The sequence below is a fragment of the Nonlabens spongiae genome, from assembly GCF_002117125.1.
Classification (GTDB): Bacteria; Bacteroidota; Bacteroidia; order Flavobacteriales; family Flavobacteriaceae; genus Nonlabens; species Nonlabens spongiae.
Genome location: NZ_CP019344.1, coordinates 2,959,365 through 2,972,656, shown reverse-complemented (window position 1 = coordinate 2,972,656; position 13,292 = coordinate 2,959,365). Strand labels below are relative to the sequence as shown.

The 13,292-nt window shown below is 37.9% G+C and carries 12 protein-coding genes; all 12 read right to left on the bottom strand.

From position 1 onward, the window contains the following. Positions 1 to 574: 574 nt before the first annotated feature. On the bottom strand, positions 575 to 1,126 hold the full coding sequence (locus BST97_RS13615) for a DUF3347 domain-containing protein (RefSeq protein ID WP_085767751.1): 552 nt from the start codon (positions 1,124 to 1,126) through the stop codon (positions 575 to 577). Positions 1,127 to 1,145: 19 nt separating this feature from the next. Next, complete coding sequence (locus BST97_RS13610; RefSeq protein ID WP_085767750.1) at positions 1,146 to 1,598, bottom strand: heme-binding domain-containing protein; 453 nt, start codon at positions 1,596 to 1,598, stop codon at positions 1,146 to 1,148. Then, positions 1,599 to 2,213 carry a DUF3347 domain-containing protein gene (locus BST97_RS13605; RefSeq protein ID WP_085767749.1) on the bottom strand — a complete coding sequence of 205 codons (615 nt, stop codon included), beginning with the start codon at positions 2,211 to 2,213 and terminating at the stop codon, positions 1,599 to 1,601. 17 nt (positions 2,214 to 2,230) lie between these two features. Further along, complete coding sequence (locus BST97_RS13600; protein WP_085767748.1) at positions 2,231 to 2,767, bottom strand: DUF3347 domain-containing protein; 537 nt, start codon at positions 2,765 to 2,767, stop codon at positions 2,231 to 2,233. Between the two features lie 23 nt (positions 2,768 to 2,790). Continuing rightward, entirely contained in the window at positions 2,791 to 3,264 is a 474-nt protein-coding gene (locus tag BST97_RS13595; protein ID WP_085767747.1) for a DUF302 domain-containing protein, read from the bottom strand. Positions 3,265 to 3,272: 8 nt separating this feature from the next. Continuing rightward, positions 3,273 to 3,662 (bottom strand): DUF302 domain-containing protein, encoded by a 390-nt coding sequence (locus BST97_RS13590; protein ID WP_085767746.1) that lies wholly within the window; start codon positions 3,660 to 3,662, stop codon positions 3,273 to 3,275. Positions 3,663 to 3,666: 4 nt separating this feature from the next. Beyond that, complete coding sequence (locus tag BST97_RS16180; RefSeq protein ID WP_245833701.1) at positions 3,667 to 3,756, bottom strand: SHOCT domain-containing protein; 90 nt, start codon at positions 3,754 to 3,756, stop codon at positions 3,667 to 3,669. A 246-nt stretch (positions 3,757 to 4,002) separates the two neighbouring features. Further along, complete coding sequence (locus BST97_RS13580; RefSeq protein WP_245833585.1) at positions 4,003 to 4,476, bottom strand: hypothetical protein; 474 nt, start codon at positions 4,474 to 4,476, stop codon at positions 4,003 to 4,005. A 33-nt stretch (positions 4,477 to 4,509) separates the two neighbouring features. Further along, positions 4,510 to 5,817: an APC family permease gene (locus BST97_RS13575; RefSeq protein WP_085767744.1), complete on the bottom strand. Its 1,308-nt coding sequence runs from the start codon at positions 5,815 to 5,817 to the stop codon at positions 4,510 to 4,512. Positions 5,818 to 5,820: 3 nt separating this feature from the next. Next, complete coding sequence (locus BST97_RS13570; protein ID WP_085767743.1) at positions 5,821 to 8,193, bottom strand: multicopper oxidase domain-containing protein; 2,373 nt, start codon at positions 8,191 to 8,193, stop codon at positions 5,821 to 5,823. Between the two features lie 72 nt (positions 8,194 to 8,265). Beyond that, positions 8,266 to 9,483 (bottom strand): TolC family protein, encoded by a 1,218-nt coding sequence (locus tag BST97_RS13565; protein ID WP_085767742.1) that lies wholly within the window; start codon positions 9,481 to 9,483, stop codon positions 8,266 to 8,268. After that, positions 9,480 to 13,220 carry an efflux RND transporter permease subunit gene (locus tag BST97_RS13560; protein WP_085767741.1) on the bottom strand — a complete coding sequence of 1,247 codons (3,741 nt, stop codon included), beginning with the start codon at positions 13,218 to 13,220 and terminating at the stop codon, positions 9,480 to 9,482. The genes BST97_RS13565 and BST97_RS13560 overlap by 4 nt, the downstream gene beginning before the upstream one ends. Positions 13,221 to 13,292 lie beyond the last annotated feature (72 nt).

The following is a 13,292-nucleotide window of genomic DNA, read 5'->3' as shown; positions in this document are numbered from 1 at the left end:
AGCGTACACGATATAATTGAACCACTTTTTTAACGGGTTTTTGATCTGTGCTTTGCTATTACCTGTATTGCAACAATCTTTCATTACCTATTTATTTTTCAGTTTTCTTTAATGAAGCTGAAACCCTAAATTTATACTTGATAATGAGAGGCAAACTGGTATTAACCAATCAACCATTTCAAATGTTCACCTCCCAAAACCAAGTACTCTTCACTAAACCTCTCTTTTTCAAAAGTTTTAAATTGCCTGACATAGGAAGAGAGATGTTATTATTTTAAGGGTTTAATCCCTCTCCCTTGTGCAGGCTGCTACTAACCAAATCAACTTTTCTATTTCATAAAATCTGTTGTGCCTAATTAAGAGAAAGGGTTTCATTAACCAACCAAACAGTATGCACCCTCTCTCTTATTAGGACTTAAATTTTTGCCTGACCTGGGAAGGAACTAACACTAACCATCATCTATTTTTCCTTCCCACGACAGGACTTAATGACTACTCAAGATATTCCGGACATTTTATGTATTCTGTTAACTAATAAACCAGAACAACAAAAAATGCTTAGGGAAGGGATTATCTACTGAATAGTCTTTTGTACTTTGCCGCATTTAAGCATTCTACTGCCGTAATATGGGTTTCTTATCTCGTTGTTTGTACTTAACCAAGCACTACCCTTATCGTACATAGGGCAAAATTGTTGGTACAGTGTGTTCTTTGTTCCTGTAATCGCCACCATATCCGTTATATCTTTGCTCAATGTTTTAAAATGCTCTCTTTGATGGTCAATAGCACTTTCAGCAATATGTTCTGCGTGTTCTGTAGCATCTTCTATAATATCGGCCAATTCTTCTTGCTGTTCTTTGGTATAGCTACTGGTATCAAAGGCTTTAAGAGAAGCTACCAATTTTGTACCTTCTTGGGCTGCCTTTTTGGTATCGTCTGCCACCAAGGCATTCTTTAGACTGAAGTAATCATTTAAAATTGCTTCTGCTTTTGCATCACTGTTCATATCCATCATTTTACCGTGGTCCATTTTATGGTCCATCTTCATTTTTTCCTTTTCCTGTGCATTGATAAAAGAAACTGCCAACAATAACATAGTGGCTATACTCATTTTTAACTTTTTCATCTTTTTATTTTTTAATTATTTATAAGCTATTTTTTAATTGTGTTACCCAATTGATTATTTCTTCTGCCTCTGCTTCTGAAAACTTTGCGTCTCTATGAATGAAGGTATAAGAATCTAAAGGCATTTCGCCATTTTCAATCTGTTTAATGATAGACCTTAGCTTACTGGTCTTTCTTCGGGTTGATAGTGAATCCCATTCGTTGAAATTCAGTTCGGCCTTGCCTTCTTTAATATGGTCTTCCAAAAACCAAGCAACAGGCTGAACTTTGTTATACCACGGGTATTGCGTATTATTACTGTGACAATCATAGCAGGATACCTGTAACTTGTTTTGAATGTTCTCTGGAACATCATTAACCAACATAAAATCAGTTTCGGGTACAGAATCACTTTGGTTACGAGATGATGGTATAAATTGAATACCTACAAACACCACCAATAAAACAATCGCTATGATTTTTACTATTTTCATTTAGTTGATTTCTCGCTGCACTTTGCCACAGGTTAACATTTTGCTACCGTAGTAGGGATTACGCACTTCCTCTTTAGTACTTAACCACGCCGTACCGCCATCATACATAGGGCAAAACTGCTCATATAGTTTCATCTCTGTTCCTGTTATAGCAACCATATCTATTAAATCTTTACTTAAAACTTTAAAGTGCTCTCGCTGATGTGCTATATCACTTTCTGAAATGTGTTCTGCGTGTTCAACTGCATCCTCAACAATATCCTTTAATTCGGATTGCTGGGCATCGGTATAATGTGAAGCGTCAAAATTTCCTAAGGATGTTGCGAGGGCTGCTCCCAAACCTTTGGCTTTGCCATTATCGTCTGCCACTAAGGCATTCTTTAAATTGAAATAGTCATTAAGAATCGCTTGTGCGTTACCGTGTCCATTCATTGCCGTATTCATACCTGCACCATCGTGATGACCGTCATTATCATCGTGATTTGTATCTTCCTGATGCATCTCGTTGCTCATTGGTGCTGCCGGTTCATTTTTATTTCCGTCTTTACAAGCAGTAACACTAACTAAAGCTAATGCGATTATGGGTATAATTAATTTTCGTCTAATCATTTTCATCTTTGTTTATTTAAGGGTTATTTATTAATAGTTTTCTTTACCGACCCACATTTCAACATTTTATCTCCGAAATAGGGATTGGTTATTTCTTTAACATCAGCATACCAATAGGCACCTTCATTGTTAAATGCCATTGGGCAGAATTTTTTGTATATGGTTCCTTCAGATAGTGCATCTTCAAACATTGGCCCAGCCTTTTCGGTAAATTGTGCGAACAATTTTCTCAGGGCTTCAATGTCATCGGTATTGGCCATATCTTGTGCTAAGTTTTTCAGCTCCGTCCTTTCCTCTTCAAAAGAGGCAGCCATATCCTTACTTATGGATCTTGCCTTTTCTGCATCGTCTCTTACAAGTGCCATTTTGATTTCAAGATAATTATGCCATACTTTTCCCGTCATTCCGTCAATAAAACCTTGGTCTGCGATATCTGCGGTTTTTTTCTTGGCCGCCTTCACCTCTTCTGGGGTGTTAATTTCTACGGTTTGTTTTTCCTTGCAGCTTACAATTGCAATGAGTGCAAGGGTTAGAATTGAAGTTTTAAATAGTGTTTTCATTGTTTTTGAATTAAATTATTAATCTATAGTTTAAAATGTTTTGGACCTAAATGGTCTAAGATTTCTTTTAAATCTTGTCCTAAGCTTTTTGCTATTTCTTCTATTTCGGATTTGTCAGAGATGCCCCAAGTTGTCTCAACGTCTTCGATAGAAACCTCGATTAAAGAAGCATCTTCGATTACTTTGATGCTAATTTTACAAGGCACGAGTGAGGTCATTTGGATATCGTTGGACAGTAAGTTGGCAGTCGTTTCTTTATGACAAACCATCATAATTATTAGGTGAGACATATCGATGTCATAGTCCTTCAGATAGTCCGTAACATCCATTTCTCCGATGATGTCAAATCCTTTGTCCTTTAAAACATCTCTTAACTGTGTTAGTGCCTCATCAAAAGTTATGGAACCGTAGCGTCTAACAATACTGTAAGATGTGTTTCGGCTCTCAGTATAATTCTGACTATGCAATCTTTGTTTTTTGTCCTCGCTATTTTCCATACTATATTTTATTTCAATCGGTTGACAACATTTTTGAGCCTCTCTGTAATTTCATTGGCAACATCATTTAATTTTTCATTCTCAACTGCCTGCATCGATGCTAGCGGATTAATTGCCGCTACCTCTACTGTAGTTTCATTTTTTTGTTGAACTATAACATTGCAAGGCAACATCGTACCTATTTTATCTTCTGCTTCTAGAGCCTTATGAGCAAATGGTGGATTGCAAGCACCTAAGATTTGATATCTTCTGAAATCAACATCAAGTTTCTTCTTTAGCGTTTCATTTACATTGATTTCTGTTAGTATTCCGAAACCTTCTTTTTTCAGTTCCTCAGTAACCTTTTCCATTACTTTGTCAAAGTCCTCATTCAGGGTTTTATTGAAATAATAGTTCATCTTCTTAGTTTTTAGAGTTAATCGTTCGTTTTTGTTCTTCGTATTCCTCTTTTGATATTTCGCCCTTTGCAAAACGGTTGTCTAGTATATCCATAGAATTTTCCTTACTTCCAGAGTTTCGCAAACTTCCTCCTCTAAACAGGAATATGGCTAAAATCAAAACAATCGGTATTAGTATCCACCACCACATCATCATAACTATATCTTTTTAATTGTTAAATAAACTGTTCTCATTGCCAATAGATTTCGGAAATTTACTGCCCTTTATTCTTCATCTTTTCTTTCATTTTCTGCATCATTTCTGGATTTTTTTCCATCATCTTTTGCATCATTTCTTTCATCATTTCGGGTTCTCATCCATCATTTGTGACATTCTTTTTTTCATCTCTTTTTTCATTTCATCATTACCGTGAATTTTTTCCATAAGCATTTTTCTCCCTTTTTCGCTCTGCATCATAATGTTAAGCATCTTCTCTTGCATCTTCACCTTCATTTCTGGGTTTTCATCCATCATCTTTTGCATATGCGATTGCATTTTTTCTTTCATCTCAGGGTTTTTCTGCATCATCACTTTCATATTGCCAGATTCCATTTGTTCCATATGGGATTTCATCAATATCATTTTGGCTTCTTCATTTTTTCGAGCCTCACTTATGAATGCAGCAAACTGAACAGGGTTTGAAATGATTTCTTCATAAACAGCATTTCTATTTTCTTCAACCTGCATAGTTTCACTTGCATTGAAAGTTGATTTGCAACCAACGAATGTTCCTAATATTCCTATTACCATTAAAAGTTTTACTGTTGTTTTCATTTTATTATTTTTTGAAATTTATAAATCGTCTATCTATTTTTCTTTTTCTTCACTTTTATTTTTTAGAAACCATTTTTCGCCTAAAAAAATCAACACCATCAGTATTGCAGCTACAATTACGACCAGTAGGTCGCTAGAAGCCTTTATCAATAAGAACGCGGCCAAAACAATACAATCCAATAATATAGCAGTATATAGAATAGAGGCACGGGCGTTTATCTCTTTTCTCATATTTTTAAGTACGCCCCAATGAATTCCTATATCCATAATTAGATAGAAAATAGCACCTAGTGAGGCAATTCTTGTAAGGTCAAAAAGAATGGTCATTGTAAGTGCCAAAACCACGGTGTAAATGAGCATATGTTTTTGCAACTTACCAGGTAACCCAAAATGTTTATGGGGAATTAGATTCATCTGAGTTAGCATTGTAGTCATCCTTGACACTGCAAAAATGCTTGCTACCACACCTGAGATAGTAGCTATGATTGCGATACCCACCGTGAACCACAATCCGTACTTTCCGAAAGCAGGCCTTGATGCCTCGGCCAATGAATAGTCCTTAGCTTTGATTATTTCTTCAATAGTAAGGTTAGAAGAAACAGCAAATGCAACAAGTAGATATACCACGGTACAGATAACCAGTGATATTATAATTGCACGCCCTACATTTTTATTGGGGTTGGTGATTTCCTCACCACTATTCGTAATCGTGGTAAAGCCCTTATAAGCTAAGATTGAAAGGGCCAAGGCTCCTAAATAATTGGTAATGGGGTATTCTGTCAAACTTTCTGAAGGGACAACTTCAGAAAATGAAAATCCTGCCGCCCATAATCCACCAATGGCAAAAATTGCAATACCTCCAATTTTTAAAATAGCCATTACAAAGGAAGATTTGCCAATGATATTGTTTCCAGAAATATTGATTAAAAACGCAACGATTAACAGCACTACCCCAAGGATAGGCACCCAAACACTATTGTCATTTATATCGAATAATTGAAGCGTGTACGAACCAAAAGTACGTGCTACCAAACTTTCATTAATGACCATTGAAAGTGCCATTAGTAACGCTCCAGAAGCTGTTACCGCACCCTTACCATATATCTTTTTTAGATAGGTAGCAATACCGCCAGCAGATGGATATGCATTGGAAAGTTTCACATACGTATATGCACTAAATCCTGAAATGATAGCGCCTACAAGAAATGCATACGGAAACCATTGCCCTGATAACTCAGCTACCTGTCCTAATAAGGCAAATATTCCTGCACCTATCATTACACCAGTACCAAGCGATACCGCTCCGGTTAAACTCAAACTATTTTTCTTGTATTGTGCCATTTCTTAAAATCTTAGCGATAATCCTCCACCTGCTCCAAATCGGTTGTCATAGCTCCCCATCAAAGAGAAATCACGACTCAAAACGAACTCTAAACCTACTTGCCAAGTAGTTTCTTCTTTAAAATCAGTTCCTTCCTCAAAATCTGTAACCCAACCAAAGTCCATTTGGTATTCGTACTCACCGTACAGTGCAACATTTCTAAATATCATTGTTGCTGTGGCGAAAGAGATTGTTGGTCTTAGTTTATTATCTATTCTCAAATCGGAATCTATAAGTAATGGAAGTAGATACCTCACACCGACTACACCCGTAGTGGAAATCTCATCAAGACTATCTTCGCCTTCATTTTCAACATTTACACCACCAAAAACCCTGAAGTAACTATTGAGCCAACGCTCGTATGTAAACTCTGCTTCTAAATTTTCATTCCAACCATATTCTCCTCTTACTATGAACTGGTTACGTATATTGGTTGCTGTATAAAACAATTCTGTCATATGGCTTGCGCCAGTAACTTCTCCCCAAGTCCACATATGGTCTGCTTCTGTGGTCAAATTAGTAAGTGGATAGCCTTTTAATCTTTCATCCCGTGGTGTATCATAGCTGAAGACCCTTGCCATCCCACTATTTATATGGTAAAGTACGTGGCAATGGAAAAACCAATCGCCATACTCAACGGCATCAAATTCGATAACCACTTTCTGCATAGGTGCAACGTTTACAGTATGCTTTAACGGACTACGCTCGCCATTTTCATTAAGCACCCTAAAAAAGTGACCGTGTAGGTGCATAGGGTGATGCATCATCGTCATATTGTTCAGGGTTATACGAACCACTTCGCCTTGGTTGATTTTAATTTTATCGGTTTCAGAAAGCGGAACACCGTTGATAGACCATACGTAGCGATTCATATTTCCCGTTAGGTTGAAAAGCATTTCACGCACAGGTTTTCCATCTTCAAACTCAGTGTTTCCCGGTGCTTTTAAATAGTTATAGTTAAATTCTGGATTTCCTCCTGTTTTCATATTGTCGCCAATAACCTTGTCTTGCGGCACGATATAGCCCATTTTCATTCCGCCGTTCATTTGCCCGTTGTCACTTTCCATTTTCATATCTTCGTGAGCCATTTCGTCGTGCTTCATTTTCGTGGAATCTTTGTCTTTCTGCATCCCATCCATCTTCATATTATCGTCTTTCATATTCATTCCGTCCATTTGCATTCCATCCATCTTCATCGCATATTTTTTCATCTTTTCAATGGAATCGTTCTTTGAAGGATTGAACTTGGCTGCAGGTGCGCCCATTTTCATATCCATTGACATCATTTCTTGCATTTGCTTTATCAAGTCTGGTTTTGGAACTTTAGGCGCATTCAAAATTTTGCCGGTTCCTAAATAAGCTGATGCCTGACCAGAACCATCTTGTGAGGTAGCAAGTATTTCCAATTTTCCGCTTTCTGGGATGGTTACAATAAAGTCATAGGTTTCTGCAACACCGATTAGTGTTTTGTTTTTCTTTACGGGGACAACATCCAGACCATCTGCTGAAACCAACATTGGATCTTCACCACCGAACGTGAGCCAGAAGTAAGAAGCAGCTGCGGCATTTATAAATCGTACTCTAACCTTTTCGCCGGGACTGAAATCGGGATAATTCTGTTCTGCCCCTCCATTAATAAAAAACTTATCATAATAATTATCTAAAATTGCCATATCGGGCATTCTGTACCACATCATTTCTAATTTTGCACCTACAGCTCCCTTGGCAATAACCTTGTCCCAACTTTGTACTTGGTTTTTCTTTATAAGATACCACTCATTGCCACGCTTTAAGTTTCTAAGCTGTGTCTTGGGGTTTTCATCCATCCAATCTGAGAGGACGAGTACCAAGTCTTTGTCATATTCTAAATCAGTTTTTTTAGGATTGATTTGAATTGAGCCATAAACGCCTCTTTGCTCTTGTAGACCTGTATGTGAATGATACCAGTACGTACCAGATTGTTTCAGTGCGAATTTGTATTGTTGGGTTTCACCCGGTTTAATTGGTGGTGTAGTTAGATATGGCACGCCGTCGTAAAAGTTTGGAAGAATTAAACCGTGCCAATGTACAGATGTTTCCTCATCCATTTTATTGGTCACATTAATAATGGCAAACTCACCTTCATTAAACTCAAGATTAGGTCCTGGGATACCACCATTAATGGTCATAGCCTTGACATCTTTGCCAGTAAAATTTACAGTCTCGTAGTCAATGGTAAGGTCATAGACTCGTTCTGGCCAATTATCTATATTTTCTTCAGTCTTGTTAGCTACAAATTGTGCTATACTCTTTGTTGAAATAAGAAGCACAATTATCATCATCATTTTTCTAATCATTGTTCTCTGTTTTTAAATTCATATTACTATAATGCATTGTGATTAAATTATTTATCTTTTTTCGTTCAATTCTTAACTACTTAGATAATTAACCATAGCATACTCTGTATAATAGCCTTTAATGGATTCAATTAGGTTTATCTGAAACTTCAACTGAAGTTCCTGAACGTCCAATACGTCATTGAAATCTATCGTACCTGTTTCATAGTTCTTAATCAATATTTCTTCTGCGTCATTAGCCTGTTGCAAATTTTTTGACTGAACATTAAACTTTATTTTCATACTGTTTCGGTTGTACTGAGCCTGTGCAAGAAGCGTTTCAAGTCTATTTAACCTATCTTCTTTTTGTGATGTAATCTCTAACTGTCTCAATTCATTTTGCTTGGTAATTGACTTGTACCTATTATTGAAAATTGGAATTGAGATTGAAACCATTGGCATCACGATATCCTTTCCGTTATCGGAAAAATTCATATCGGGACGCTCTGAAACCGGAACATAATCCAATCCAAAACCTATGTTTGGCGCACTCTCTTTTTGGTTTAATGCTTCTGACTGCTCAACAGATTCGTACAGCTTATCATATTTTAAAAGCTCTGGATTGAGTTTGAGGTTCTCATTAGAGACCAATGGTTCTTCATCAGGAATAGTCAACTCTTGTGGTACTTGGACTTCAAGTGTTTCGTCGCGATTCAATAAATTATTAAATACCGTTTGTTCTGCTAAGTAATCTTGTTCCAATACTTCCTTTTGCTGCACCAGTTCGTTTTGCCGAATCTGTAACCGCAGCACATCAACAGCCGAGGCATTTCCAACTTCTACAGAGGTCAATGCCAAACGCTCATAGGTTTCCAACAACTGAATGTTTTCATCCAAAACAAGTTGTTTTGCCTTGATTGAATATAGTTTGTAATAGGATTGCGATACTGATAGTGCTAATCTTCGTTTCGCAATGACAATATCCACATATTGAGCATCTGCCATTGAACTCGCATAATTTTCTCTTGCGGTAACGGTGCCAAACCAAGGTAGCATTTGTGATACCGAAAAGCGTGCACGTTGTGCACCTGTTCTGGTTTCGGGTTCACTAACAAAATAACCCGCGCCAACAAGCGTGTTAGGTAACCAATCGGCTTCGTTTACTTTTTCTTCGGCGATATTGTAACGCAGCTCAAATGCTTGAATTTCTGGACTGTTATTTTCGGCTTCCTGAATATAGGATGCCAGTTGTTGTGCATCAGCTTTCGCGAAAGCAATAAAAACAAGTGCTATTACAATTATATATCTCATCTAATAGTTCTTTTCAATTGAAATTCTTTTGTCCAGCTAAACAAAACCGGTACTACAAATAGGGTCACAAGTGCTATGAGCATCCCCCCAAAAGATGGGATAGCCATAGGAATCATTATATCACTCCCTCTTCCTGTTGATGTTAATACGGGCAGTAAAGCGAGTATGGTAGTGGCGGTCGTCATCAAACAGGGACGAATTCGTTTCTCCCCTGCTTCGACTACAGATGCTCTAATCGCAGATTTATCTGTTGGTTTGTTTTTATCAAATGTTTGAGTGAGATAGGTGGCCATCACCACACCATCATCTGTTGCAATACCAAACAGGGCGATAAAACCAACCCATACAGCTACACTTAAGTTTATTGTGTGCATTTGGAACAGGTCTCGCAGGTTTTCTCCAAAAAAGCTAAAATTCAGGAACCAATCCTGTCCATAACCCCAAATCATTAAGAACCCACCCGCAAAGGCTACGGCAATACCAGTAAATACCATTAGCGATGTACTTACTGAACGAAACTGGAAATATAGAATCAGGAATATGATAGCTAATGCCAAGGGCACGACCACACTTAGCGTTTTTTCGGCTCTTAATTGGTTTTCGTATGTACCTGTAAAGCGATAGTTAATTCCTTTTGGTACAATTAGCTCACCGTTATCTATCTTTTGTTGAATAAGTGCTTGAGCATTTTCCACTACATCAACCTCTGCATAGCCATCCAGCTTATCAAAAAGCACATAGCCAACTAAAAAAGTATCCTCACTTTTAATGACCTGCGGCCCTTGTTCGTATCTTATAGTAGCCAACTCACTTAACGGAACCGGACTCCCTTTTTCTACAGGAACATAAATGTCTTTTAAGTCATTTGGATTTGCACGTAATTCTCTGGGATAGCGCACACGAATGCCGTAGCGTTCTCTTCCTTCTACCGTTTGTGAGAGCACCATACCACCTACAGAGACCTGGATAACTTGCTGTACCTGTTCTATGGTTACACCATAGCGCGCAAGTCGTTCTCTGTCAATATCAATAAGTAGGTAGGGTTTCCCCACAATACGGTCGGCAAAGACCGCTTCTTCTTTTACACCTTCGGCCTGTTTTAAGATATCTTCCAATTGTACCCCAAACGCCTCAATTTCTTTTAAATCCTGTCCTTTCACCTTAATTCCCATAGGTGCTCGCATACCAGTCTGTAGCATTACCAAGCGTGTTTCTATGGGCTGTAGCTTGGGTGCAGACGTAACACCTGGAAGTTTGGTAACCTTGACGATTTCTTTCCAAATATCGTCTGGTGATTCAATTTCAGGTCTCCAATTTCTAAAGTATTCTCCATCGTCATCTGGAATGAGCTGTGCCCTTGTTACAGAGAATGGATTCGTAATCTTTGAGGCTTTATACTCATCATCTTCTACTTCAATTTCACTATTAGGGTTAGTCACTAAACTACCATCCTTTAAAACAAATAAGCCGTCTTCGTTTACCTTAAAGCGTTGTCTTTCGCGATGTTCATTTAAAATATATTCAGATTTATATTGAATAATATTTTCATACATCGATAACGGTGCAGGGTCTAATGCTGATTCTGTACGCCCAGATTTACCGACAACAGTTTCAATTTCTGGAATGCTCGCAACGGCCATATCTAATTGCTGTAGGACGCGTTTATTTTCCTCCACACCTGCGTGTGGCATTGAAGTGGGCATTAACAGGAATGAACCCTCATTGAGTGAAGGCATAAACTCTTTACCAGTATTACGCATAATCATCACTCCAAAAATTACAATGGCAGTTGGTATCGAAAGAAATAACAGCTTATTGCGTAATGCCCAATTTAAAATTCGAACATAATAATTTCTAAAAAGTGTAAATACACCCAAAAGACCAAAACAGATAAGACCAACGAAGATTAAGTTTATAAGGATACTTCTATCTACTCCCAGTGGTCTCCAATATTCCGCCAATAGGAATATGATAGCAAAAGCCGAAACAAATATATTGATGATGTTGGCGCGTTTTGACGTAATCTTTTCCTTTAGTGAAAGGAAGCCAACAACACCAAAAGCGACTAAAATCAGCCCAAGGGGATAGCCAAAAATTAGAGCTAAAACGCCAAAAACAATCAATGCTCCATTTAGCATATAACTAAAAGAAGTTTTTAAATTTCTCTTTTTGAATAAATAGGCCGCAAATGGTGGAATTAAAAATAGGGCAACAATAAGAGATGCGGTGAGTGCTGCCGTTTTTGTAAATGCCAATGGTCTAAACAATTTCCCTTCGGCACCGATCATAGTAAATACAGGAATGAAACTTATAATGGTAGTCATTACTGCAGTTAAGATGGCACCAGAAACTTCGGCAGTCGCATTATAGACTACCGTATTCATAGGTAGCTTTTCTTCATTTTCATCAATATGCCGCAAGACATTTTCTGAAAGGATAACGCCCACATCGACCATTGTTCCAATAGCAATTGCAATACCAGATAAAGCGACAATATTTGCATCTACATTGAACAGTTTCATAGAAATAAAGACCATCAAAACCGCAACAGGCAATAATCCGGAAATCAATACGGAAGCCCTTAAATTGAAGACCATTATGATAATCACAAAAATGGTTATCAAAATTTCCAAGGTGAGCGCTTCATCAAGTGTGCCCAAGGTTTCTTGGATTAGTTCTGTTCTGTCATAAAAGGGTACGATGGTTAATTGCGAAGTCCTCCCATCGCTTAATGTTTTTGATGGAAGCCCAGAACTTAGCTCGTTTATTTTTTCTTTAACATTGTTGATGACTTCCATAGGATTGGCACCATAACGTGCCACTACAACGCCACCAACAACCTCGGCGCCTTCTTTGTCCAATATGCCCCTTCGTGTGGCGGGACCGTGTGTAACTTTTGCAATATCCTTTATACGGATGGATGTAAAATCCTTTGATGTAACTACTGCATTTTCTAAGTCGGACAGCTTCTTTATATATCCCAGCCCTCTTATGAGGTATTCAGCTTGGTTGATTTCGAGTGTTTGTGCACCAACATCCTTATTACTTTGCTTTACTGCTTTTACAACCTCATTTAAGCCTATGTTGTATTGCCGCATTAATTCGGGATTGACATCTACTTGATATTCTAATACATATCCGCCGATGGAAGCCACTTCTGAAACGCCGCTTGCAGATGACAAAGCATATTTCACATAGAAATCTTGGATGCTTCTTAATTCTTGCAAATCCCAACCGCCAGTCACATTTCCATTTTCGTCACGACCTTCGAGCGTGTACCAATAAATTTGCCCAAGACCAGTCGCATCTGGTCCTAAAGCAGGATTAACACCTTCAGGAAGTAACCCAGCTGGCAATGAATTTAGTTTTTCAAGAATTCGGCTTCGGCTCCAGTAAAACTCAATATCTTCTTCAAATATGATGTAGATACTTGAAAACCCAAACATTGAAGAACTACGAATCGTCTTAACTCCCGGAATTCCAAGTAGCGAGGTTGTTAATGGATAGGTTATTTGGTCTTCGATATCCTGAGGGGAACGTCCATCCCATTTCGTAAATACGATTTGTTGGTTTTCACCAATATCAGGTATGGCATCAACGGCAACGGGGTTTCGGGGAAGTGAGCCCGTGTTCCATTCAAAAGGTGCGTTTACCACGCCCCAAGCCACAAACAAGGCTAATAGCAATACAGCTACTAATTTATTTTCTATTAAAAATTTGATGCTCTTATTCAGCATAAAAAAATGAGTTTTAAGTAATAACAATACTTGTTGAAAAAACAAGCTGCAAGCGGTTTAGTCCAAACAAAT